Here is a 25,726-nt window from a genome sequence, read left to right as displayed (position 1 = left end):
GTAAGCCTCATGACCATTCATTTATTAGGCAGTATATTCTTAGTGAGAATGGCTTTCACCAATGCTGTGGCCATGTTCGTCATAATAGCCACTAGCTCCGGCTTCAATAAACCCCTGCGTGACCATTTTAGTTAAAAATGGGTCAGTGTGATCATCGCCAATATCAGCGTAGTCTGTACTTTGATAGTCACGTCGTTTTGAAAAAAAGGCCTCTGTATTAGCATTTAAATCAATATTTTTTAGTGTCCATTCTCTGGTTACACCGTTTTTATCAACGCTAAAAAATGCTACCAACTTGAGATAGGGAAGCCATTTGAGTGTGAATTTACCTTGGGTGTTTTCAAGTGAGTAGTATTCCACGGTGTCGCACCCGTTACCGTCTTTTTTGTCTAGCGACATAGCATTGATGAGTTTGTCGCTTATTAGCTGGTAGCGGTAGGAAAAATCCCTCTCCTTTTTACCGTGGACAGTTTCTCCAGGCTGATATTCTATAGCGCGTTCGTGAGCATCGAAATATCGTGTTGGTTTTATAAAGCGGTCGCGAACCAGTGTCCAAGACTCAGTAACATTTGTCGCAGGATATTCATGCGCCACATTATTGGCATTTCGCCACAAATGAAGTGATGTGGTCTTTGGAGCTTTTGATGGGCTTTTAATGCTTATATCGTAAGTTGCGTGAAGGTTTGTGCTGTTGTTCTCGCAAACAAGTTCAGGTGATACGTCTATGGCAGAATGGCTCTTTGTATCTTGAGCAAAGCCATGCGTACTCAAACTAGAAAAAAGTACAAAAGCAAAGATAGGGGCTTTGTGTGATTTCATTCATTAAATCCTACAGTGAATGATGTTGCTTACTTACATGGAAAAAGGCGACCGAAGGCCGCCCTTGTTTTAACTTCTAACAAACTTATTCCATTGCACTTTCTGCTTGAGAAACGAAGTCTCCCGCAAAGTCCATAACATGGAAAATAACGCTTTGTTCGTTGGTACCGTTGACTAGGAAAGCGCCTGGGCCTTTCGCATAAATGCCTACGTCTTCACCCGAGTGCGTTTCAGAGCTCAACGGAATTAATGCTTCTTGGTGATAACCTGGTGTTGTAGTGTCAACATCAGTTATATCTTTACGACCTGTGTCTGGGCCTGCTAAATAAGACGCGTCTGAATTGGTAACGTCTCCCAGGTTTCTAAATCCCAAACCATTGGTGTAGCCAAGAGTAGTATATGGCGTACCGTCGGCAGCTGTAGCAGCTTCATCTGAACCTACGTTTACCACTTTACCTAAAATTGGGTTGCCGCGCTTAGGGTAACCCGCAATGGTAAATACGTGCCCGTGGTCAGCCGTTACGATGATCAGCGTATCTTCATCATCAGTAAGTTTATCAGCAGCGTCAACGGCTTCAGCAAAGGCGATAGTGTCGTGAAGCGCACCGTAGGCATTTCCTGCGTGGTGAGCGTGGTCAATACGACCAGATTCAACCATAAGGAAGAAACCTTTCTCATTGTTATCCAATACCTTAATTGCTGCGCTTGTCATTTCTGCGATAGACGGTTCGCCAGCAATATCGTTACTGCGGTCGGCTTCGTATTGCATGTGCGATTCGTTGAACAGAGCAAACACTTTTTCAGTGGTTTCAGTATCTAAGCCGTCGAAACCAGACTGATCAAAGATATACACACCGTTTTCATACATTGTCTGCCATTCTGCAGTCAGGTCACGTCCATCTGTACGATCTCCCTCAATGCTGCTCGCTGCATCCGGGCTGTTAAACGCTTCGTCGCGAGGTAAGAAGTGACGACGTCCGCCTCCCATTACCACCTCAATGCCATCAACGTCTAAGCCTTCGAAGTTTGCTTCCAAGTTAGCTTCGAAATTAATTAGCTGGTCGGCTATATCAGAGCAGCCTGCAGTAACCGCTGCTTCTGGCATATCCGAAATGTCTTCCCAGTTGCGGTCAGCAGATTTAGCGTAAGTTGCAGCAGGTGTTGCGTGTGTAATACGGGCAGTTGAAATGATGCCAGTAGACTTACCTGCAATTTCTGCAAGTTCAAGTGCCGTAACTAACTCATTACCCGCAACCGTTGAACAATCGCCGCGCTCAATATCTTCGTCAACCCCGATAACACCGACATCGGTTTTTATACCGCTCATCATCGCGGTCATAGTGCCCGCTGAATCTGGTGTTTGAGCATCGACATTATAAGTTTTTGAAAGGCCAGAGAAGGGGAATTTGTCGAAGCTAAGCTGGTTTTCTTCGCCGGCAAGACCGTTCATTTGACCGTCTAAAATTCGAGCTGCGGTAACCGTTGAAACGCCCATGCCGTCACCGACAAACAAGATAACATTTTTCGCTTTACCGCGAAGATTAGCAACCATAGCGTCTAATTCTTCTCGAGAATTAACCGTGGCAGTAAACGCCGCATTTGATGAAGCAGCACTTTCACCCGAAGTTGCATTCATCCAAACCGCTTTATTGTTTTCCACTTCGGTTTGAGCGGCTACGAACCACTCGTTATTTAAGCTAGTCAAAAGCTCACTGCTACTAACGCTGTTAACACCAGGAACACAAACATAGCTTGTTGAAGTGATTTCAGAATCGACAAGGGTGCCGTCAGCATCTGCATCTAAGCCAGAGTCGATGCGCACGCCTGAATTAGGACAATTAGCATCGCCCACCGCCAACTCAGTTTGAACGGTAAGGCTTGTTAAACCGTTTTGGCCATCAACGCCATCAACACCTGGTGCGCCGTCGTTGCCATCATCGCCTTCCAAGCTACACGCTGAAAGACCTGCTACTGCTACCGCAATTATACTTAATTTAAAAAGGTTCATATTCTTATCTCTACTTACTCGTTTACAAGGCCAAGCGCTTGATTAATCAAGTGGAAAACAACGTTTTGCTCTATTACGCCTTGCGCAAGCTGGCTTCCCGGTCCTTTGGCATGCAGTGCAATGTCTTCGCCAGAGTGTGTCTCTGAACTAAGTGGAATAAGTGCTTCTTGGTGATAGCCAGGCGTTGTTGTGTCGATATTAGTGATATCAACGCGGCCTGCTGCGTTTTCCAGTGCGTAGGTGGCATCAGAATCCGTTTCATCACCTAGGTTGCGGAAACCTAGACCGTTGGTGTAGCCAAGGGTGGTATAGGGTGTGCCGTCTGCCGCTGTTGCCGCATCATCAGAGCCCACATTCACTACCTTGCCAAGAATTGGATTACCGCGCTTTGGATAGCCAGCAATGGTAAACACGTGACCATGGTCGGCAGTTACAAGAATAAGCGTCTCTGACGGGTCGGTATTTTCAACCGCAGTCATTACCGCTTCTTCAAATGCTAAGGTGTCGGTTAATGCGCCTGCTGCATTACCTGCGTGGTGAGCGTGGTCAATACGACCTGATTCAACCATTAAGAAAAAGCCGTTCTCGTTGTTATCAAGAATATTGATTGCCGTTTCTGTCATCTCTGCAACTGATGGTTCGCCCGCAATGTCGTTTCCGCGGTCTGCTTCGTATTGCATATGAGACTCGTTGAAAAGACCGAAAACACGTTCTACACTTTCAGTGTCTATCGCGTCAAAACCTGCTTGGTCATAAACGTATACACCATTTTCGTACATGGCCTGCCATTCAGCTGTAAGGTCGCGCTCGTCGGTTCTATCGCCTTCAACATCGCTCACTGCATCAGGGCTATTGAATGCGGCGTCTTTTGGCAAGAAATGACGGCGACCACCGCCCATAGCGACATCGATACCGTCAACATCAACACCGGTGTAGCGTGCTTCTAAATACGTTTCAAAATTGACGAGCTGGTCAGCAATGTCACTACAGCCAGCAGTTACAGCAGCTTCAGGCATATCGGAAATGTCTTCCCAGTTACGATCTGCTGACTTTGCGTAGGTTGCCGCAGGGGTCGCATGGGTGATACGAGCAGTAGAAATAATACCTGTTGAAAGGCCTTTAATTTCTGCAAGTTCTAGCGCGGTAATAACTTCGTTGCCAGCAACAGTTGAACAGTTACCGCGTTCGATGTCTTCATCAACACCAATTACACCCACGTCAGTCTTAAGTCCTGACATCATCGCTGTCATGGTGCCTGCAGAATCCGGAGTTTGCGCATCTACATTGTATGTTTTAACTAACGCTGTATGAGGAAAGCTTTCAAAACTTAAGTAACCTTCTTCACCAGGGTTGCCTGCTAACTGCCCCTTATGAATTCGTGCTGAGGTAAGGGTAGAAATACCCATTCCATCGCCAACGAATAAAATAACATTCTTCGCTTTAAACTGATTGTTTGTTTGGAGCTTTGTAGATAGTTTGGCTTGAGCGTCAGTAAACCAAGCGCTGTTTGATTGATGCTCTGGTAACACAGCCGCGTGAAGACTAGCAGAAACCGCTAGAGCGACTGCGGTGCATGCCACTTTCCAGGTACGATTCATGATTTTTTCCTAAACGTATTGTTTGTATTGGTTGTGGTGTTGTCTAGACATCTCATCACTACCCATCATTATTCCTTGCATGGGGAGTGAATCGTTAAATCACGGAGAGCGTATGGAGAAAAGGTGACAATTCTTTGACACTTATATTGCTGAACTGTCATAAATGTCACAAAACTGTATTATCGAAGGAATTTTACGGTCGTCGTAAATTTGATAAAGCTTACGTTTTATAGTGAGTTAGCGGTAAGGAAATGCACACATTAAAATTTTATTAATGGTAATAAAAAAGTGGTAAGACCACGTGTAAGTGTCAGATTTTCTTACCTAAAGTTGTGATGTTGTAACATAACTTCGGAGGCGGTAACCTTCAACACACTGCCTTGGTCATACCAATCGCCAAGAACAATGCGCGTCGCTGATTTTCCATTCGCTTTGAGGCTATGAATGTTTGGTCTGTGCGTATGACCATGGATCATGCGCTGTACGCCCCACTTTTCCATCACCTTAACCACTTCTTCTGGCGTTACATCCATAATCTCAGGCTTTAGGTTCTGTTGCTTTTCTTTACTTTCGGCACGGCCGTTATCTGCTACACGCTGTCGATACCACAAGGGCAGGGCCAGCATTAACCTAGGCCACCACCAGCCACGTGATTTCTTGCGAAACTTTTGGTAGGCAACGTCACGGGTGCATAACTCGTCTCCGTGAGTAAGTAGCGTCGGTGTGCCATATAAATCGACAACTTCCTGTTCGTTTAGCAACGTCATGCCCGCTTTAGACAGCCATTTATCTCGAATAGCAAAGTCGCGGTTGCCGTGTATAAAGTAAACAGGGCAGTGCTCGCTCACCGCTTTAAAAGCTGATGCTATAGCGGTGTTAAAGGGGGTTACGTTGTCGTCACCAATCCACACTTCAAACAAATCGCCAAGTACGTAAAGTGCATCGGCATTAATCGCGTCTTCTTGTAAAAAGCGCATCAAACAGTCAGTAATATCCGGACGGTCTGCACTCAAATGTAAATCGGCAATGAAGTAGGTAAACGACATAGATCTTCTTAACGTGGTTTAAAAAGCCGCGTTACATTAACGCGGCTTGTACTTAACTGAAGGCCGTGAACTTGTCTCGACAGTTACGCCGGCCAAGCCATTGTTCTGGAAGTTGTAAAATCAGTTGTTGAGAGAGTTATTTAAGCAATAACTGCTTTTTCAATGATCACTGGCTCAACAGGTACATCCTGGTGGTAGCCGTTGTTACCGGTTTTAACCGCTTTGATCTTCTCTACCACGTCCATACCTTCAACCACTTTACCGAACGCGCAGTAGCCCCAACCGTTTACAGACTTACTAGTGTGGTTAAGGAAGTCGTTGTTGTTCACGTTAATGAAAAACTGCGCAGTAGCTGAGTGTGGGTCTTGAGTACGCGCCATCGCGATAGTACCAACTTCATTGGCAACACCGTTGTCGGCTTCGTTTTCGATAGGATCTTTGGTGTCTTTTTGGTCCATATCTGGCGTAAAACCACCACCTTGGATCATGAAGTTGTTAATTACACGGTGAAAAATAGTATTGTCGAAAAAACCGTCTTCAACGTAAGAAAGGAAATTCGCTACGGTTTTAGGCGCTTTATCTTCAAAAAGCTCAAGGGTGATGTCACCGAAATTTGTTTTTAACGTAACCATTGTGGGTTGTCCTGTGTGTTAGCATATAAAATGAGTGCGCGGATTTTAGCGCAAAACAGGGCAGTAGCGCAAAATAGTGCACCAACGCAAAAGCCTTGTACCATTTAAATGATGACGGTGCTAAACTTTGCGGCCCAAAAATTATGACAAATAGGAAATATAGACATGCTACATCTTTACAATACCCGAACCCGTGAAAAAGCGAAGTTTGTTCCGCTTCAAGAAGGGAAAGTGGGTTTGTATGTGTGTGGTATTACCGTTTATGACCTCAGTCATATGGGTCACGCCCGTACCTACCTAAGTTTCGATATTTTAGTACGCTACATGCGCCACCTTGGTTTAGATGTGAAGTATGTACGTAACATTACAGATATTGACGATAAAATTATTGCTCGCGCCAATGAAAATGGTGAAAGCTTTGAGGCGCTAACTGCACGCACTATCGCCATGATGCATGAAGACTTTGCGGCAATTAATTTACTCGAGCCAGATGTGGAGCCGACAGTAAGCGGCCACATGGACGAGATCATCGAAATTATTCAGCGCCTGATGGACAAAGGTTATGCTTATCAAGCGGCAAGCGGTGATGTGCTATTTGACGTAAGTAAGTATGAAGATTACGGCAAGTTGAGCAAGCAAGACCTAGATCAACTTAAAGCAGGTGCTCGTGTTGAAGTAGCGGCAGGTAAAGACGACCCGCTAGATTTTGTATTGTGGAAAACCACTAAGCCAGGTGAGCCTGCATGGCAATCGCCATGGGGCGACGGTCGCCCAGGTTGGCACATTGAGTGTTCAGCCATGAACCACAAGCACCTTGGTGCGCACTTTGATATTCATGGCGGTGGTTCAGATCTAACCTTCCCACACCATGAAAATGAGGTGGCTCAGTCGTGCTGCGCATACGACACGCCCTATGTAAACGTGTGGATGCACGCGGGTATGGTTCAAGTTAATGATGAAAAGATGTCTAAGTCATTAGGCAACTTCTTCACCTTGCGCGATGTGCTTAAAGAGCACGATTCAGAAACCTTGCGTTTTTTCTTAATGTCGGCGCATTATCGTAGTCAGTTAAGTTACTCACAAGACAACATCACCCAAGCAAAAGCGGCCCTGGAGCGTTTGTATACTGCGCTTCGTGGTGTTGAAGTAGACGAAAGCACTGACCTTAGCTACGGCGGTTATTTAGCGCGTTTTGAAGCGGCTATGAACGACGATTTAAACGTGCCTGAAGCCTTTTCAGTGTTATTTGATGTGGCCCGTGAGCTAAACCGCCAAAAGGGCAACGCCGAAGAAGCGGGTAAACTGGCAGCGGTTCTTAAAGGTTTAGGCGCAATTTTGGGTATGCTTCAAAGCGACCCAGACACCTATCTTAAAGGTGGTGAGGGCAATGATGACGAAGCGGCTGAAATTGAAGCGTTAATTAAACAACGTAACGACGCCCGTGCTTCGAAAGACTGGGCAGCCGCAGATGCTGCACGCGATGCATTAAACGCTAAAGGCGTAGTGCTAGAAGATGGCCCAAGCGGCACAACGTGGCGTAAAGCCTAATTAGCAGCCTGTGCTATTCGATAGTAGGAAAGCCCGCAATATGCGGGTTTTCTTTTTATCCTTCGATTAATAGCACCACTTATATTTCCGGTTTACCAGTCGGTATTGCCGATTCTTTTTCCGTTAAATGTGACTTCCACCGTTGCTGTGCAACGTGTGCTTTTACCAGTTCTAAGCATTCATTTACAACGTTAAGCACTTCTTTATCAAGCGCATCGGCAGTAGGGGTATAGTCGTGCATACCTACCGAAATGAAATGGTCGATGCGCTCTGCGTCTAAGTCGCTTAACAGGTTTACCAGCGATGTGGTAACAATATCCGTTACCGATTCCTCCAAGGTATTTTCGATAGTTCTACCAATAACTGGCAGGTAGTGGAGAGAGGAAACTTGTGCATTACTTCTTACTGCTTTACCCACGCTTTTTCTCACGTGCTCTCGAATCACCTCGCCGTGTTCTTCGCTTTGAATAGACTGGCCTAAATGGTTGATTACACCTGCCATCCATTGAGTAATGACAGGACGGCGGGGGGCAAGCACCTGTGCGTTGATATCATCTAATAAAGGAGAGCCCGCAGAGATGTCTTTTTGCGCATCGCTCAGCACTTTAACCACAATTCTGTCGCTCAGTTCCTCAACAAATACATCGTAGTAGAACGCAAAAAAGCGGAAAACCGCGGTTTGATTTAAGTCGATAATTTCGAACTTGTGCAAGCGATGTAGTATTGAGAATATGCGCAAGAAACGAAACAGGCGAGTAGGGCCGGTTGGTATCAAGCCAACAATGTCGTACCAGTGTAAAAAAGGGAAGAAATACCAGCGTAAGTGTTCTTTTCGAACAATAGCAACAATCCAGCGAAAGCAGAATTCGGTGAAAAATATGGCGATGAATACTAGGTCGACCAGTAAAAAGTTGTTGTGTATAGGGTCGTAAGTGCTCAGAAATGCAGGGAAATAAGTACCTAAAAGGCCATAAACGAAGTCTGTGGCATACAGCGCATCAAAAATGAGCCATGCCAGGTTTATGAAAAGTATCCCCAGCATGACTAAGTCTAAAATTAACCAAGGCGTTTCGTGACTGTTTCGCAAATTTTCTCGGTTAATTCTTAGCATTTCCGTATCCTGTATAGTCTTTTTAAACCATCATCAGCCCGAGGCGCTTAAACTTGTTACATCCACGTGAAGTTTAAGACGCTGACCTGGCTGTAAATAGCGTTTAGTATTAAGCGAATTCCACTTGCCTATGTCGCTTACTTTAACATTGAACTTACTGGCAATACGAGAGAGAGAATCACCGTTTCTCACCGTATAGGTGAGTGTTTTAGTAACCCCAGTTTTTGCGCTGCCTTCTTGCCAAACAACCAGCGTTTTGCCCGGGTGCAGCATATCGCCTGGAGCCATGCCGTTCCATTTTGCAAGCTGCTTGGTGCTTATCTTGTACTTACGCGCAATATCCCAAAGCGTATCACCCGATTTCACGGTGTGACTAACTTTCTGCTTAGAACTATGGCTATTTTGCAAGCTTGCGAGACGTTGTTCCTGCGACAAGGTATAGCTGTTTAGCTCTTGAAGCGCGACAGGTACCATAATAGCTTGACCCACGCGGATCATAGATGAATCCAGCTCATTGATTCGTTTTAGTACCTTTACCGTAGTGTGGTACTGCTTGGCAATTTTGCTTAAGCTATCGCCGGGCTTAACGGAATGTCGCACCCAGTTTAACCGCTCCTTTTGATCAATATTGGCAAGGGCCTGAGAAAACGCCGCCGCCTTTCCGATGGGAAGAACCAGCCGATGTGGGCCATCCGGAGAGGTTGCCCAGCGGTTGAAGCCTGGGTTTAATCCGTGCAGCTCTTTTAACGACATGCCTGCTAGCTCGGCTGCGAAGGCTAAATCGACCTGTGAGCCTATATCGACGACTTCGATAACCGCCACATTTTCAATTTCCGGCCAAGAGTAAGCGTATTCATCTTTGTTTTTGAGAATATCCGCCAATGCGAGAAGCTTTGGTACGTAGGCCCGAGTTTCCCTTGGCAAGTCTAAATTCCAAAAGTCAGTGGGTTTCCCCGCTCGCTGATTTGCTTTAATTGCTCTTTGTACTCGGCCTTCGCCGCTGTTGTACGCGGCAAGCGCGTGCAGCCAGTTTCCATCAAACATTTCATTTAAATAGGTAAGGTAATCAAGCGCACCTTGGGTTGAAGCAACTACATCACGGCGCCCGTCATACCACCAGTTTTGTGGCATGCCAAAGCGTTTACCCGTGCCGGGAATGAACTGCCACATTCCCGCAGCGCGTCCGTGGGAATAGGCAAAGGGGTCAAAAGCACTCTCTACAATAGGCAAAAGCACAAGCTCCATAGGCATATCGCGCTTTTCAATTTCTTCAACAATGTAATAAAGAAAAGGCTTTGCCCGTTTCACAACACGCGCCATATACTCGGGGTGCTTTAAGTACCACTTTCGTTGAGAACTAACTCTTCGGTCATCTGGAATTTCAAGCGCAAACTTGGCGCTAGCTCGCGCCCACACATCCGTAATTACCGCCTGTGTATGTACATCAGGAGTATCGGTGGTTTCCGCGCCTTCTTCTAGGGTTTGGTCGTTCGGGTGAATAACGTCGATAACGCCGTCCCGTGCAATCTCACAATCTGCGACGGCTTCTTCGGTATTATGAATTTCACTACAGGCTTCCAAAGAAGCGCTTTCGTTATTTTCTATCTGTGCATTGTCGTTATTATTATCGGTTAACTGACAACCCGTTAAACCTATCGCCAATATCAAGGGCGATAGAGGGAAAAACTTCAACTGCATATATGAAGAAACCTCTTGGAGCACTGCAAACCGTCAATATTACGATAAACGGCTTAATAATGCATCAAAACTCATCTTTCCAGCGGCGAACTGCAGCAAAGACTGCCACATCGTCGGCTAGGTTATTTTCGCAATACGCTTCGGCAGCAGTTTTTACAGAAAGTTCATGGGCGCGTAAAAATGGGTTTATATTTTTCTGCTCTTTAAGGTTACTTGGCAGCGTGGGTAGGTTTTGTCCACGCATAGAAGCTACCCAATCTGCATACTCATTCAGCGCTATATTGTTGGGCTCAACTGCTAGCGCAAACTTAACGTTCGCCTGGGTGTACTCATGGGTACAGTAAACTTTTGTGCTATCAGGCAGGCGCTTGAGCTTGTTTAGCGAGTGATGCATTTGCTCCGGTGAGCCTTCAAATAATCGCCCACAACCGGCAGAAAACAAGGTGTCGCCACAAAACAAAGCGCCATGTCCAAAGAACGCGATATGGTCAAGGGTGTGTCCAGGAACTTCCATCACCTGCAATGACAAATTCAGAACAGGAAGCGATACCGTATCTCCCTGAGACACCGATTTGGTGATGCCGCGAATATGATTACCTCGCGGACCAATAACAGGAAGGTCGGGCACAGCCGATACCAACTTTGCAATACCACCTGTGTGATCTCTGTGGTGATGCGTTATAAGTACGGCGCTAAGCGTTAATCCCTTTGCTTTGATAAAAGCTAACACTGGCTCGGCATCACCCGGATCCACAACAATAGCATTAGCATCATCGTGTAGGCACCAAATATAGTTATCAGTGAATGCGGGAATAGGGTGAACGGCTATGTTTGAAGGAAATGTTTCTGACGTCATTTTTGTACCTGCTTGTGTAGGTAGAATTATGCGTTACTATAGGGGCTTGTGGACAGCAGAGCAACCAAAGAGCGCGCAGTGATAATGAAATCGGCGTTTAAAGCCAAACCACCTCGCTACCCCACAAATTGGGGAGATTTTCCCGCTGGCGAACATATACGTACTGCGGTCAACAACGTATGCAGCGATTATGCAGAGCGCATTTTTGGCTATCACTTTGCAAAATTAGGTACGCTTAGCGCCGAAATTAACCTAGATAGCAGCCCAATACGGCATCATATTAACCATGTTCCATTCGACAGCGAGCTAAGCGGACAGTGTGAGCTTAATGGGGCGGATACAAACACATGTGAAAGTAAAGCGTCGAGCCACGCATTTAAAGACTGCGAATATGGTGACGTAAAGAAAAGTAGAGGTAACACCATAGTGGGGCAGTCACATCGACTGCCTTTCTCGGAAAACAGCATTGATGGCTTTCTATTGGCTAATGAATTAGATTTCGCACAAGACCCCCACGAAATCTTAAGAGAAGTAGACCGCGTTATTACGCAAAACGGGTACGTCATTATAAGTGGCTTTAATCCACTGAGCCTGGCAGGCATTGCTAAGTACTTACCGGTAAAGCGTGGCAACGTACTTCACGATGCACGCTTTTTCACCTCATATCGAATTAAAGACTGGTTACAGCTACTTGGCTTTGAAATAGTAGAACAGCGCCAAGTATTGTTTTCAACGCTCTTTTTTCAGCAACGGTGGAAGGGGGCGGTTAAGCTTCAAGAGTATTTAGCGTCTTATTTACCTTGGTGCAGCGCGGTCTATGTGATTTTAGCGAAAAAGCGGGTTATTCCCATGACCGCAATCAAACCCAAGCGGAACTTAAAACCCAGCTTTTCTGCAGTAGGCGCCAGTGTGAGAGCCTCTACCTTAAATCACTCACGTCGTTAAGAATACCGAGCATTTTTCCACAGAGTGTGAGGAGCGAGCAGACGACTAAACAAACGAAGTGACGAAGTGAAAAAGCACAAAATAAAAAAGCACAAAATAAAAAAGCCACGACATTTGAAACTCTCGTGGCTTTTATTAATGGATGGGCAAGGGCGCTCTTGATAAAAGCCCAAACGCTATATATTTCTTAAAGTACCTTACTTAACGCGCATACCAGGCTTTGCACCTTCGTGCGGCTCAAGAATGTATAGCTCGTCGCCGCCAGGACCAGCGGCTAATACCATGCCTTCACTCATACCAAAGCGCATTTTTCGAGGGGCCAAGTTCGCAACCATCACCGTATGCTTACCGATAAGCGCTTCTGGTGAGTAGGCCGACTTAATACCAGCGAAAACTTGTTTAGTTTCGCCGCCTAAATCTAGCTCTAAGCGCAGAAGCTTGTCAGCTTTTTCTACGTGCTCAGCGTTAGCGATACGTGCAATACGCAAATCAACCTTTGCGAAATCATCAAACGAGATAGTGTCGCTGATAGGATCTTTAGCTAGCGGGCTTTCTGGGTCGATAGCGGGTGCAGCTGGCGCTAGGCTTTCTTTTGAATCTTCAACCATGGCGTCAATTTTCTCCATTTCTACACGCTGCATCATTGGCTTAAACTTATTGATGGCGTGGCCTTTTAATAGGGTTTGCAGTGAATTCCAGTCGAACTTATCGTTTAAGAATTCTTCTGCTTTTTCTGCAAGAACAGGAAGCACAGGCTTCAAGTAAATGACCAACAGACGGAACATGTTAATACCGAGCGAGCACACATCGTGTGTAAATTGCTGCTTGGTTTCGTCTTTAATGGTTACCCAAGGTGCGTTGTTATCAATGAACTGGTTTGCTTTATCTGCAAGGGCCATAATTTCACGTACAGCTTGGTGATACTTACGCTTTTCGAAAAGGGCAGCAATACTTTCAGACGCGTTTTGGAACTCAACAATCAATTCAGGTTCTATCACGTTGTCAGATAATTTGCCGTCGAAACGCTTGGTAATAAAGCTTGCACAGCGGCTTGCTATGTTAACCACTTTACCTACAAGGTCTGAATTCACTTTTTGTGCAAAGTCAGTAAAGTTTAGGTCGATGTCGGTAACACCGTCGCCTAACTTAGACGCAAAGTAATAGCGCAGATATTCTGGATTAAGATGGTCAAGGTAAGTACGGCCTTTAATAAAAGTACCGCGCGACTTTGACATTTTCGCACCGTTCACGGTGACGAAGCCGTGAATGTTTACACCAGTTGGTTTGCGGTATCCCGCGCCTTCTAGCATGGCAGGCCAGAACAGACAGTGGAAATAGGTAATATCTTTACCAATAAAGTGGTAAAGCTCTGCTTCAGAGTCGGCCTTCCAGAAGTCATCAAACTCTAGGTTGTTCTGGTCGCAGAAGTTTTTGAAACTCGCCATGTAGCCAACCGGCGCATCTACCCATACGTAGAAGAACTTGTTAGGCGCACCTGGAATTTCAAATCCAAAGTAAGGCGCATCACGGCTGATGTCCCACTGCTGAAGACCTTCGGTGAACCACTCTTGTAGCTTGTTTGCCATTTCTTCTTGAAGGGCACCAGAGCGGATCCACTCCTTAAGCATGCCTTCAAATTTTGGTAGGTCAAAGAAGAAGTGCTCAGACTCACGTAGTACCGGTGTCGCACCAGATACAACGCTGCGCGGGTTTTTCACTTCAGTTGGGCTGTAAGTTGCACCACATACGTCACAGCTGTCACCGTTTTGATCTTCTGCGCCGCAGCTTGGGCACGTACCCTTAACGAAACGATCCGGCAAGAACATTTCTTTTTCAGGGTCGAACAATTGGTTAATGGTGCGCTTACTGATGTAGCCCGCGTTATCTAAGCGTGTGTAAATTTCTTCACACAGCGCCTTGTTTTCTGGCGAATGGGTTACATAGTAGTTGTCGTAGTTAACGTGAAAATCAACAAGGTCTTGGTGATGTTCAGCACGGGTTCTTGCCACCATTTCTTCTGGTGTAATGCCAAGCTCCTGGGCTTTAAGCATAACCGGCGTACCGTGTGCATCGTCTGCGCAAACACTGTAACATTCGTTTCCGCGAAGGCGCTGAAAACGAGTCCAGATATCGGTTTGAATGTGTTCTAGCAAGTGGCCTAAATGAATAGAGCCATTTGCGTATGGCAACGCACTGGTTACCAGAATTCGGCGTTTTTCTGACATAATGACGTTATTGATTCTTTGCGTTTCAAAATGGCTGCAAATACTAGCGGAAAACCGCGTTTTTTGCATTACGTAATTCACACAATTCTACTACTAGTAAGGCATTTTATGTTCTTTTCTCGCAAAGCAGAGCCGTTAACTAAAAAAGTTGCTGCTATTTTGGCCAAGTATTTTTCATTAGATGTTGACGATACTTTGTCATGGTGTGCTTTTAGTCAGCCAGAAAAAGAAGATGCGGGCGTTACAGTTACCTTGCCATTTTGTATTGCTACCCAATTAAACACTCTTAAGCAAGAAGTGCTCACGCAGCTAAAAGGGAAGCTCGGTGCTGACCAGCTCACGTTTAAACAGGTGGTGGCAAGTGGCGAAACTGAAGTAGCACCGGTTACCAATATTAAAAACATCATTGCGGTAGCCTCGGGCAAAGGTGGGGTAGGTAAGTCCACAACGAGTATTAATTTAGCATTTGCACTTATGCAGGAAGGCGCAAAGGTGGGTATTTTAGATGCCGATATTTATGGGCCGTCTATTCCCATTATGTTGGGCAACCCTGATGCACACCCTGAAAGTGAAGACAACAAGCACATGCAGCCACTTATGGCACATGGGCTGGTGGCGAACTCTATTGGTTATTTAGTTCCTCAGGAAGATGCCGCAGTATGGCGCGGCCCTATGGCAAGCCGAGCGCTCAAGCAGTTATTAGATGAAACGTTGTGGCCTGTACTCGATTACTTAATTGTCGATATGCCGCCAGGTACCGGCGATATTCAACTTACTATGGCTCAGCAAGTGCCGCTAACTGCATCTGTGGTAGTTACTACGCCGCAGGATTTAGCACTGGCGGATGCTCAAAAAGGCATAAGCATGTTTGAAAAAGTAAACGTGCCGGTGCTAGGGCTTATCGAAAACATGAGCTATTACCAATGCAGAGCTTGCGGAACAAGAGATTACGTGTTTTCAAAAGACGGTGGCGAGGCGCTTGCCGAACGTCACGGCCTGCCTCTTTTAGGTCAGCTTCCACTTGATATTCATATACGCGAGCATGGTGATGCTGGAACGCCTTTATTAGTTTCCTCACCTGAAAGCGACTTGAGTGAAAGCTATCGCGAGGCAGCGCGAGCACTGTCTATGCAGCTAGCCTTGACCGTTGAGCCGCGAAAAGGGGCTGCTAAACATATAAAAGGCGATCCGATAGGTATAGTAGGGAAGGCATAGATTAAAAGATTAGTCATGAATGCCTAGTTTTTGAAGCAGATGCAGAAGGAACGAGCGCCTATTAAAGGGTGTAAATTCAAAATTAGCTAAAACTTTTTAAAAATTGCACAAAAGCAAGTAAAACAAGCCTTTGAGCAGTTGAATGCAAGCAGTGACATCCGCATAATAGCGGCCTAATGAAATGAGGATTACACCATGCGCTTGTGCGACCGCGATATCTACCAACATCTACAAGATGGAAAAATTAAAATCGACCCTACACCTGACTACGATCAGATTAGCGGTGTAACGGTGGATATCCGATTAGGTAACAAATTTCGAGTGTTTGAAGATCACCAAGCACCGTTTATCGATTTGAGTGGCCCAAAAATTCAAGTTCAAGAAGCGCTGGACCACGTGATGAGCGATGAAATTGTGTTAGAAGAGGGTAAAGCCTTCTTTCTACACCCAGGTGAACTAGCACTTGCAATAACACATGAATCAGTCACGTTGCCAGACAATATTGTCGGTTGGCTAGACGGGCGCTCATCGCTTGCTCGGTTAGGTTTAATGGTGCACGTTACCGCGCATAGAATTGATCCGGGTTGGTCTGGCAATATCGTACTTGAATTTTACAATAGCGGTAAACTGCCGTTAGCGCTTCGCCCTAAAATGAAAATTGGAGCGCTGAGTTTTGAGGTGTTATCGGCGCCAGCTGAAAAGCCTTACAATGCAAGGGTCGATGCTAAATACAAAGGCCAAGCTGGCGCAGTAGCAAGCCGCATCTCGTCGGATGACCAGAGCAAGTAAGAAATACAACCTGAAAAAACAAGATTTTTTTGGAAAAGCCTCGTGCGTTTCCCGTTAAATACTGATAGAAAATAGATAAGCGATAACAAGGGTTAAAGCCCGAGTACTTATAATAAAGCTATCAGTAGTGGGAAGCGCTATGCACACAAACCCTGAACCCTCTTCAGAAATTCAACAACGAAAGCCAACACGCAAGAACAGCATTATCCTATTTGCGTTGTTTGCCTCCGTCCTAAGTGGCTTAGGCTTGTGGGCTATTGACCAGCCAAGCGACATTATTTTTACTGCTGCCATCACGTTATTTGTAGCGGTGCTTTGGGTAACCGAAGCGCTTCCCATTCCAGCTACCTCACTATTACCTTTTGCACTGTTCCCCTTATTTGGCGTGTTGTCTCACAGCGAGGCTGCGTCAGCGCTAGGAAGTCACGTAATTATCCTACTTATGGCTGCCTTTATGCTGTCAAAAGGGCTGGAGCGCGCTAACTTGCACAAGCGATTTGCGATTTACATGCTACGTATAACGGGCAGCGGCAGCCCCCTTAAACTGGTGTTGGGTTTTATGTTAACCACTGCCGTATTGAGCATGTGGATCAGCAATACGGCCACAGTACTTATGATGCTTCCTATGGCCATTGCTATTATCAACGCTGTAGATAACCCGCGATTTGGGGTGGCACTCATTCTAGGTATTGCCTATTCGGCAAGCTTGGGCGGGGTAGGGACACCAATTGGAACGCCACCTAACATAATCTTTATGAGCGTGTATGAAGAGACTCAAGGTATTGAATACAGCTTTCTTGACTGGATGAAAACCGGTGTACCAATTGTAATTTTAGGTGTGCCTGTCATGGCCTTCTGGTTAGCGCGCGGTATAAAAGAAGTGGGCAACATAGATTTGCCCGTGCCAGGCACTTGGACGAAGGCCGAAAAGCGTGTGCTTGCTATATTTGGCACCGTAGCGTTGGCGTGGATTTTCAGACCTTTTTGGACAGCTTGGATTGGCGTAACTACAATCAGCGACAGCACTATTGCTGTAGCAGGTGTTGCGGCTATGTTTTTTACCAATAGCGGCAATGACAATGGCGAAGTAGATGCAAAAGGTAACCGCGATAAGCTGCTAGACTGGAAAACCGCAAACGATATTCCTTGGGGAATGTTACTTTTGTTTGCAGGTGGAATTTGTATTGCGAAAGCGTTCATGTCATCGGGCCTAAGCGTTTTAATGGGCTCTTGGTTAACCGGTCTTGCCACCTTACCTGTGTTACTACTTGTTCTTGGTATTTGCTTGTTTGTTACGTTTCTTACTGAAATTACCTCTAATACCGCAACCTCTACCTTGCTTATGCCAATCCTTGCCGCCGCTGGTATTGCGGTGGGCGTAGACCCCAAGCTACTTATGATCCCCGCTGCCATAAGCGCAAGTTGTGCCTTCATGTTGCCAGTAGCAACCGCACCTAACGCCATTGCATATTCGACAGAAAAGTTCGATATAAAAACCATGGCGAGAGAAGGCATAATGCTAAACGTGCTGGTGGCTTTAGTAGTCACTGCGGTGTGTTACGTAACGCTAGCCTAATAAAGCGTGGTATTAAGAAAGTGGTAACCATGTGATTTGCCGTAGAAATAAGCAAAGATGGTTAGCATTTGAGCGCTTAAACAGGCTTATTGTTAATTCTCGTTGCATTGTGAACAAATATGAGTAGTATTACTCGCTCTTTCGGTCGGTGTGTAGCGCAGCCTGGTAGCGCACTGTCATGGGGTGTCAGGGGTCGGAGGTTCAAATCCTCTCACACCGACCAACTTCTCTGCTCCCCAGCGTATCTGTCCATTTCTCGTTTACTCATTTCAAGCGCTAGTAGCCAATTAGTAGCCAATTCAAAAAGATGTCTTTTGTGCCTCGTCGACTAACTTGTTGCCGCTTAATCGGAAGTCAAACTGCTCATTTTTTTCAATAAATAGTTTGCAATTAGCCTAAAGTGTTATATCGTGCTCTAGCGTTGATGGGCGCCTACCGCTTGCACGGGTAAAGCTTTGCACCATCATATACATATACTTCCGACTGTATCATTAAGCTGAGGCGCGTCGGGTTAGCAAGCTACCATCCGCAAGGTGACGCGTCGTTAGGTATGATGATATGTCTAATTACTCGTTTTTAAATATCCTAAAGTCACAATCTAAATCCCTACAACGTGCTTATGGTCTTTCAAGAGCCCAAGCTCTAGAGTTGATTGCCGGCCAGCATGGCTTCAGTAATTACCACGAATTACAAACCGTCGCTAAACGTAACCCCACAGATGCTCGGTTGATGAAGGCTGCATTGGGTACATCAGACTTAGCAGAAGTTATTTATGAAGATAATGTGTTTACACACTTCGAAGAAGTATTAGAATCTCACTTATCAAGTGAAATAGCGATGACCAATGCATCAAATTTCACGGTAGAAAATCTTGAGGTACTCGACGCCGCATATGCCGATTCTAAAGGCGACCTCTTTATTGAGATTGCATTCGAATATGATGGAGAGCAGGACCCAAATCGTGTTTACTCTGGAAAGAAGTTTTACGTAAGCGCAACCCTGATGTTGTTGCGCCGCAATGGAGAATGGGTCCCCTATGACGCGTTTGACGGTTTAGAAATTCATGAAATAGAAAGCGACACTGAATTCGAGTATCGTCTTGAAATGGAAAACTCACGGGCGGTAACGCCAAGTGATGCGGAGGCATAAGGAAATGATTGATAAAAAAGTACTCTCAGAAACCGACATCATCACTAAGTTCTTGCTGCCTGCAGTTAAAAAAGCAGGGTGGGACGATATGACCCAGATCCGCCAAGAGGTCAAACTACGCGACGGTAAGGTTATTGTTCGCGGTATGGCTGCAGCACGTAAAACAGTCAAGTCTGCTGACATTGTCTTGTATCACAAACCATCCATTCCACTGGCCGTAATTGAAGCAAAAGCGAATAAGCATGAAGTGGGCAAAGGTATTCAGCAAGGGCTGGATTATGCCAGGTTACTCGATGTGCCTTTTGTGTTTGCCAGTAACGGTGATGGGTTTGTATTTCATGATAAAACCAATCCCAACCAACTTGAATCAGAACTGTCGTTAGATGCGTTTCCTTCGCCTGCTGAGTTGTGGGCAAAGTATTTAGCATTCAAAGGGTTTAACGACGCACAGTTGCCCATCATTACCCAGGATTACTATGATGATGGCAGCGGTAAGTCACCTCGCTATTATCAGCTTCAGGCCATCAACAAAACAGTTGAGGCAGTATCTGCAGGACAAAACCGCATCTTGCTCGTCATGGCAACGGGTACCGGTAAAACCTACACTGCCTTTCAAATCATCTGGCGATTATGGAAGGCTAAAGCTAAAAAACGCATCTTGTTTTTGGCAGATCGTAATGTCCTCGTTGACCAAACACGCATTAATGACTTCCAGCCCTTCGGTCAGGCAATGACCAAAATAACAGGCAGAAAAATTGACCCTGCTTATGAAGTGCACCTTGCTTTATATCAAGCGTTAACGGGCCCTGAAGAATCTCAAAAAGCATACAAACAAGTCGATCCAGACTTCTTCGACCTGATTATTATCGATGAGTGTCACCGTGGTAGTGCAGCAGAAGACAGCGCGTGGCGTGAAATCCTTGAGTACTTCAGTGGGGCAACCCAAATAGGCTTAACCGCAACACCTAAAGAAACCGAAGAAGTTAGTAATATCGACTACTTCGGCGAGCCGGTATACATGTACTCGCTTAAAGAAGGCATTGAGGATGGCTTTCTTGCACCATACAAAGTGGTGAGAGTGGACATTGATGTTGACCTTCAGGGGTGGCGACCCACTAAAGGACAGGTGGACAAGCTGGGTAATGAAATTGAGGACAGGGTTTACAACCAAAAGGACTTTGACCGCACCATGGTTATTGACGAGCGCACGCAGTTGGTTGCGCAAACCATTACTAATTACCTTAAGCGCACCGACCCAATGGCTAAAACAATCGTCTTTTGTAACGACATTGACCATGCCGAGCGTATGCGTCGTGCTTTGGTGAACTGCAATCCAGAGCAAGTCGCAAAAAACGAAAAGTATGTGATGAAAATAACCGGCGATGATGAAGTGGGCAAGGCGCAACTTGATAACTTCATAAATCCCAAGAAAGCCTACCCAGTTATTGCCACCACATCAGAGCTCATGACAACCGGCGTGGACGCCAAAACCTGTAAGCTGGTGGTACTGGATCAGAACATTCAGTCCATGACCAAGTTCAAGCAAATCATTGGGCGGGGTACACGTATTGATGATAAATACGGCAAACTCTGGTTCACCATATTAGATTTCAAAAAAGCCACCGAGTTGTTTGCCGATGAACGCTTTGACGGTATTCCCGAAAAAATCATCACAACCAAGCCTGATGACATTAATGATCCGGATTCTGGCTTTGACGACATCATCGATGACATCGATAACGATAATGAAGATGGGCAAGGGTTTGATGAACAAGATGGTTACCCTAATGACTCTGGGCCCATTGACGGTGGCGACTGGACTGGCGGTGATGACGATGGGGGTGAAGCGGTACGCAAGTATCACGTAAACGGTGTCACGGTTAGTAAAGTTGCGGAGCGCGTTCAGTATTATGATACCGATGGCAAATTGGTCACCGAGTCTTTTAAGGACTATACCCGAAAAACCTTATCCAAACAGTTTGCATCGCTGGATGATTTTGTGCGCAGATGGAACGACACGGAACGCAAGCAAACTATTATCGATGAGCTTGCCGGTGAAGGCATTTTGTGGGAAGCACTGGAACAAGAAGTTGGTGAGGGTATCGACCCCTTTGACATGATATGTCACGTTGCATTTGACCAACCGCCACTTACGCGCAAAGAGCGAGCAAATAACGTCAAAAAACGTAACTACTTTACTAAGTATTCTGAACAGGCACAGCAGGTTCTGGATAAGCTGCTAGATAAGTATGCCGATGCAGGTGTACTGGAAGTCGAGAACCTGCAAACTATCAAAGTGCAGCCATTTACCGACATTGGCTCGGTCACTGAAATTGTCAAAAAAGGCTTTGGTGGTCGCAAACAATACGACGAAGCTATTACCGAATTAGAGCAGGCTATTTACCGTGCCACCGATAAAAGTGCCTAAGCTTTTTGCCTGCTAACCAAATAAAATAAGAGAGAAGAGATGTCAGTCAGTACAGTCATTAAATCGATTCAGGACATTATGCGCAAAGATGCTGGTGTCGACGGTGATGCGCAGCGTTTGGGGCAAATGTCCTGGTTACTGTTCCTTAAAATATTTGATGCCCAGGAAGAAGAGCTTGAGCTTGAATTGGATGATTACCGTGAACCTATCCCAGAACAGTATCTTTGGCGTAACTGGGCCGCAGATGAGCAGGGAATAACTGGTGATGAGTTGATGGAATTCGTAAACGATGATTTGTTTCCAACGCTGAAAAACTTAACCGCCCCGATTGACAAAAATCCACGTGGTTTTGTGGTACGTGAAGCATTTAGTGATGCCTTTAATTATATGAAAAACGGCACACTGCTTCGCCAGGTGATTAATAAACTCAACGAAGTGGATTTCACTGACTCAAAAGAACGACATCTGTTTGGTGATATTTACGAACAAATCCTTCGTGACTTGCAAAGCGCAGGCAACGCAGGTGAGTTCTATACACCGAGGGCAGTCACGCGCTTTATCGTTAATCGAGTTGACCCAAAACTGGGCGAACAAGTGTTCGACCCTGCGTGCGGTACAGGCGGGTTTCTAGCATGCAGTGTTGACCACATTAAAACTAACTACGTTAAAACCGGTAGCGACCATCAAACGCTACAAAAACAAATTCATGGAGTGGAAAAAAAGCAGTTACCACACCTGCTGGCAACTACCAATATGATGCTGCATGGTATTGAAGTGCCAGTTCAAATTAAGCATGACAATACGCTCAATAAGCCATTATCAAGCTGGGACGCTGACTTTGATGTCATCGTGACCAATCCACCCTTTGGTGGTACAGAGGAAGATGGCATTGAGAAAAACTTTCCCTCTGAGATGCAAACCCGTGAAACTGCAGATTTGTTCTTGCAGTTGATTGTAGAGGTGTTAAAAGACGGAGGACGCGCTGCAGTGGTGTTACCTGACGGTACGCTATTTGGTGAAGGTGTAAAAACTAAAATTAAAAAGCTGCTCACTGAGGAGTGTAACTTGCATACCATTGTGCGGTTACCTAATGGCGTATTTAACCCCTATACAGGCATTAAAACCAACCTACTGTTTTTCACCAAAGGTCAACCCACTAAAGACATCTGGTTCTATGAGCATCCGTACCCCAAGGGTGTGAAAAACTATTCCAAAACCAAGCCGATGAAGTTTGAAGAATTTCAGACCGAAATCGACTGGTGGGGCAGTGAAGAAGATGGTTTTGCCAGCCGCGTTGAAAATGAGCATGCGTGGAAAGTATCGATTGAGGAAGTCATCCAGCGTAACTTTAACCTGGACATAAAAAATCCGCATGAGGATGAGCAGGTCAGTCATGATCCAGAAGAGTTGCTAGCACAATATCAAACCCAACAAAATGAGATACAAGCACTGCGTGACCAGCTTAAAGGCATCTTGTCTGGGGCACTATCATCTGGCGGTTCAGTAACAGGCAAAGAGGGTAATGTCTAATGTCAGTTGAACAGCTAATTACCGATAATATTGATATTTGGACCTCGGCTATAAAAACCAAATCGGCGTCAGGTCGAGGCAGTTCAAATAAACTTGAGTTGTATGGCATTAAAAAACTGCGTGAGCTGATTTTGGAGTTGGCGGTGCGCGGTAAATTGGTGCCACAAGACCCCACCGACGAACCCGCATCAGAGCTTTTAAACAGATCAAAGAATGTAAAAGCGGAGCTAATTGATAGCGGGGTTCTAAAAAAATCACGTTCAAAGAAAAATATTCAACCTGAGCGATTCTTCGAATACCCGCCAGAGTGGATGGAAGCAAGCTTAGAAGACTTAATTCACGTGATAAACGGTAGAGCATACAAGAAAAATGAAATGCTTGAGGAAGGTACGCCGATACTGCGAGTTGGTAACCTATTCACTTCAAATGATTGGTACTACTCTGATCTTGAGTTGGAACCAGAGAAATACATAGATGATGGCGATTTAATCTATGCATGGTCTGCTTCATTTGGACCATTCATCTGGCAGGGTGGAAGGGTGATTTATCATTACCATATTTGGAAGATGGACATATTTTCCGAGGAGTGTTTGGACAAGCATTTTTCTAAGATTTTTTTGCAAGCTATATCAGAAAGAATTAAGGCAAGTGGAAGTGGTATTGCCATGATTCACATGACTAAGGAGCGAATGGAAAAAATAGTTCATCCGCTACCACCTATTGAAGAACAAAAACGCATCGTCGCCAAAGTCGATGAGCTAATGGCCCTGTGTGACCAGTTGGAGTCAAAAACCAAAAGCAGTATTGAAGCACATCAACTACTGGTCAAAACGCTGCTAGAGACGCTTACAAACGCCAAGGATGCCGATGATCTCAATGATAGCTGGCAACGCATCAGCGAACACTCCGATGTACTGTTTGCAACCGAAGACAGCATCGACCAGCTAAAGCAAACCATCCTGCAGCTCGCCGTAATGGGCAAACTCGTCAAACAAGACCCTAACGACGAACCCGCATCAAAACTGCTGGAGCGTATCGCGGCTGAAAAAGAACAGCTCATCAAAGATAAAAAAATCAAAAAGCAGAAGCCATTGCCGCCAATTGCTGACGATGAAAAGCCGTTTGATCTGCCTGATGGGTGGGAGTGGTGTCGACTTGCTGATATTGCATGTTTCGAAAATGGCGACAGGAGCAGTAAATATCCAAGCGGAAGTGATCTGGTTGGCAAGGGGGTTCCATTTTTTGGTGCACCAGACATTGAAGATGGATTTTTAGCATTTGGGTCAGACTTGAGATTCATTACGAAAGAAAAGTTCGAGTCACTGAATAGTGGAAAGTTGCGGCACGAGGATATTGTAGTTTTATTGCGAGGTAGTGTTGGAAAAACAGCAATGTTTTTGAAGAGTGATGAATACAATACCGGCTTTATAAATGCTCAGATGTTAATAATAAGAGCAATTAATTCTAACATTGTGTCGTTCAAGAAGGTGTTCTTTGATAGTGCAGCCTATTGGAAACAGGTCGCTGATGAAAAGTCGGGTGCAGTTATTCAACAGATGCCTGCATCCGCTATTGCCAAAATGTTATTCCCATTGCCACCGTTACCTGAACAAGAGCGTATTGTAACCAAAGTCGAAGAGTTAATAGCGTTGTGTGATGCTCTCAAAAGCAAGCTAAAAATGGTACAGAAGGTACAACTCGATATTTCAGAAGCTTTTGTTAAGCAAGCAAGCTAAGTTTTTGGTCACTGAATGGCTACTTTGTCGAGGCTGTTAAAGTTAAAAATTAATGAATACAGTTAGTTAAGTTGAGTATGGCCGGTCTTATTAGGAATGGGTGCTTATGTTAAGTGGGGATGATTATGGCTAAAGACACTCCATCAATGGCCAAAAATAAAATCAAGAGATGCCTTTGGGCTATCTATGACCAACACCCAAAGAAAAGTGAAGTTGATTCGTTGTGGACATATTTTGAGTCCAAGTGCGCTTACTGCGGGGTTGAAATTGAGCGCAGTTCAAGAACTGGTCACGTTGACCACCTGATACCGTCGGCAGAGGGCGGAAGTAACAGTATTCATAACCATGTATTGGCGTGTGCTCGTTGTAATGGTGATGAAAAACGAGAAGAGGACTGGTTAACTTTTCTCAGCAAAAAGTCAGGTAAGAGCTCGATATTTGAGCAGCGTCGTTCGAATATTGAAGAATGGTTGTCGCTAATGCCACCAAATGGCACTAATACAGCCTTGAAATCTGAGGTTGAAAAAGTTGTCGATAAAGCTTTGAAGGACTTTGACTCTGCTGTTGCTCAAGTGCGTTCACTGATTAATGTGAATGACAGAGGTTAATAATTATCTGTACATAATTATCTGTACTCGATTATGTCTGATCTGACATTAATAGTTCAGAGGAGGCAATCTAACCTGACTGACCGCTATGAGCAATTTGCAGTCACTTTTTAGCTAAGTCGCAATAGTCTGCATAAGGAGCGGACATTTAGATATAGCCCGTTTATGTCCCCTTATGAGTTACAACCTAAAGTTCAAACACCTCTGTT

The 25,726-nt window shown here is 45.3% G+C and carries 19 protein-coding genes and 1 tRNA gene; 11 read left to right on the top strand and 9 right to left on the bottom strand.

The features are described 5' to 3' along the window. Positions 1–39: 39 nt before the first annotated feature. The 5 genes from ACM0P2_RS12365 to ACM0P2_RS12345 form a co-directional block, all read right to left on the bottom strand. A complete protein-coding gene (locus ACM0P2_RS12365) occupies positions 40–819 on the bottom strand; it encodes a hypothetical protein (protein ID WP_419226652.1) in 780 nt (259 codons plus the stop codon). Between the two features lie 85 nt (positions 820–904). After that, on the bottom strand, positions 905–2,827 hold the full coding sequence (locus tag ACM0P2_RS12360; RefSeq protein WP_419226651.1) for an alkaline phosphatase: 1,923 nt from the start codon (positions 2,825–2,827) through the stop codon (positions 905–907). Positions 2,828–2,841: 14 nt separating this feature from the next. Beyond that, positions 2,842–4,425, bottom strand: coding sequence for an alkaline phosphatase (locus tag ACM0P2_RS12355; protein WP_159117589.1), 1,584 nt, complete (start codon positions 4,423–4,425; stop codon positions 2,842–2,844). Between the two features lie 320 nt (positions 4,426–4,745). Then, complete coding sequence (gene lpxH / locus ACM0P2_RS12350; RefSeq protein ID WP_159117590.1) at positions 4,746–5,471, bottom strand: UDP-2,3-diacylglucosamine diphosphatase; 726 nt, start codon at positions 5,469–5,471, stop codon at positions 4,746–4,748. Between the two features lie 140 nt (positions 5,472–5,611). Further along, a complete protein-coding gene (locus ACM0P2_RS12345; protein WP_159117591.1) occupies positions 5,612–6,103 on the bottom strand; it encodes a peptidylprolyl isomerase in 492 nt (163 codons plus the stop codon). A 165-nt stretch (positions 6,104–6,268) separates the two neighbouring features. On the opposite strand from ACM0P2_RS12345, the gene cysS reads away from it, so the two are divergent. After that, complete coding sequence (gene cysS / locus ACM0P2_RS12340) at positions 6,269–7,651, top strand: cysteine--tRNA ligase (RefSeq protein ID WP_419226650.1); 1,383 nt, start codon at positions 6,269–6,271, stop codon at positions 7,649–7,651. Between the two features lie 79 nt (positions 7,652–7,730). Here the strand turns inward: cysS and ACM0P2_RS12335 are convergent, their stop codons facing one another. The 3 genes from ACM0P2_RS12335 to gloB all read right to left on the bottom strand — a co-directional run bounded on the left by ACM0P2_RS12335 (position 7,731) and on the right by gloB (position 11,316). Further along, on the bottom strand, positions 7,731–8,762 hold the full coding sequence (locus tag ACM0P2_RS12335) for an ion transporter (RefSeq protein ID WP_390608449.1): 1,032 nt from the start codon (positions 8,760–8,762) through the stop codon (positions 7,731–7,733). Between the two features lie 33 nt (positions 8,763–8,795). Next, positions 8,796–10,460, bottom strand: a complete 1,665-nt coding sequence (locus ACM0P2_RS12330) for a lytic transglycosylase (protein WP_159117594.1) — start codon at positions 10,458–10,460, stop codon at positions 8,796–8,798. 64 nt (positions 10,461–10,524) lie between these two features. Then, a complete protein-coding gene (gene gloB, locus ACM0P2_RS12325; RefSeq protein ID WP_159117595.1) occupies positions 10,525–11,316 on the bottom strand; it encodes a hydroxyacylglutathione hydrolase in 792 nt (263 codons plus the stop codon). Between the two features lie 84 nt (positions 11,317–11,400). Here gloB and ACM0P2_RS12320 point away from each other — a divergent pair, with 84 nt between their 5' ends. Continuing rightward, positions 11,401–12,261: a class I SAM-dependent methyltransferase gene (locus ACM0P2_RS12320; RefSeq protein ID WP_159117596.1), complete on the top strand. Its 861-nt coding sequence runs from the start codon at positions 11,401–11,403 to the stop codon at positions 12,259–12,261. 197 nt (positions 12,262–12,458) lie between these two features. Here the strand turns inward: ACM0P2_RS12320 and metG are convergent, their stop codons facing one another. After that, positions 12,459–14,486 (bottom strand): methionine--tRNA ligase, encoded by a 2,028-nt coding sequence (gene metG / locus ACM0P2_RS12315; protein ID WP_159117597.1) that lies wholly within the window; start codon positions 14,484–14,486, stop codon positions 12,459–12,461. Positions 14,487–14,594: 108 nt separating this feature from the next. Between metG and apbC the strand changes: the two genes are divergently transcribed. From apbC to ACM0P2_RS12270, 9 genes are all read left to right on the top strand, one after another. Beyond that, a complete protein-coding gene (gene apbC / locus ACM0P2_RS12310; RefSeq protein WP_159117598.1) occupies positions 14,595–15,701 on the top strand; it encodes an iron-sulfur cluster carrier protein ApbC in 1,107 nt (368 codons plus the stop codon). Positions 15,702–15,896: 195 nt separating this feature from the next. Beyond that, positions 15,897–16,490 (top strand): dCTP deaminase, encoded by a 594-nt coding sequence (gene dcd / locus ACM0P2_RS12305; RefSeq protein ID WP_105929416.1) that lies wholly within the window; start codon positions 15,897–15,899, stop codon positions 16,488–16,490. Positions 16,491–16,629: 139 nt separating this feature from the next. Beyond that, positions 16,630–18,066 carry an SLC13 family permease gene (locus ACM0P2_RS12300; protein ID WP_173360170.1) on the top strand — a complete coding sequence of 479 codons (1,437 nt, stop codon included), beginning with the start codon at positions 16,630–16,632 and terminating at the stop codon, positions 18,064–18,066. Positions 18,067–18,212: 146 nt separating this feature from the next. After that, positions 18,213–18,289, top strand: a tRNA-Pro gene (locus ACM0P2_RS12295). Between the two features lie 335 nt (positions 18,290–18,624). Next, complete coding sequence (locus ACM0P2_RS12290; protein ID WP_105929783.1) at positions 18,625–19,215, top strand: hypothetical protein; 591 nt, start codon at positions 18,625–18,627, stop codon at positions 19,213–19,215. Positions 19,216–19,219: 4 nt separating this feature from the next. After that, entirely contained in the window at positions 19,220–21,643 is a 2,424-nt protein-coding gene (hsdR, locus tag ACM0P2_RS12285; RefSeq protein ID WP_105929782.1) for an EcoAI/FtnUII family type I restriction enzme subunit R, read from the top strand. A 39-nt stretch (positions 21,644–21,682) separates the two neighbouring features. Next, the gene (locus ACM0P2_RS12280; protein WP_105929781.1) at positions 21,683–23,173 is read left to right on the top strand and encodes an N-6 DNA methylase; all 1,491 of its coding nucleotides are present in this window, start codon (positions 21,683–21,685) and stop codon (positions 23,171–23,173) included. Beyond that, a complete protein-coding gene (locus ACM0P2_RS12275; protein ID WP_167390607.1) occupies positions 23,173–24,909 on the top strand; it encodes a restriction endonuclease subunit S in 1,737 nt (578 codons plus the stop codon). Before ACM0P2_RS12280 ends, ACM0P2_RS12275 begins: the two co-directional genes overlap by 1 nt. Positions 24,910–25,034: 125 nt before the next feature. Continuing rightward, positions 25,035–25,517, top strand: a complete 483-nt coding sequence (locus tag ACM0P2_RS12270; RefSeq protein ID WP_159117600.1) for an HNH endonuclease — start codon at positions 25,035–25,037, stop codon at positions 25,515–25,517. Positions 25,518–25,726: the final 209 nt, after the last annotated feature.

The organism is Alteromonas sp. OM2203 (assembly GCF_048517045.1).
In the GTDB taxonomy this organism is placed as follows: Bacteria; Pseudomonadota; Gammaproteobacteria; order Enterobacterales; family Alteromonadaceae; genus Alteromonas; species Alteromonas gracilis.
Note: the sequence above shows the minus strand (reverse complement) of the source record. Positions and strands in the feature narration are given on the sequence as shown.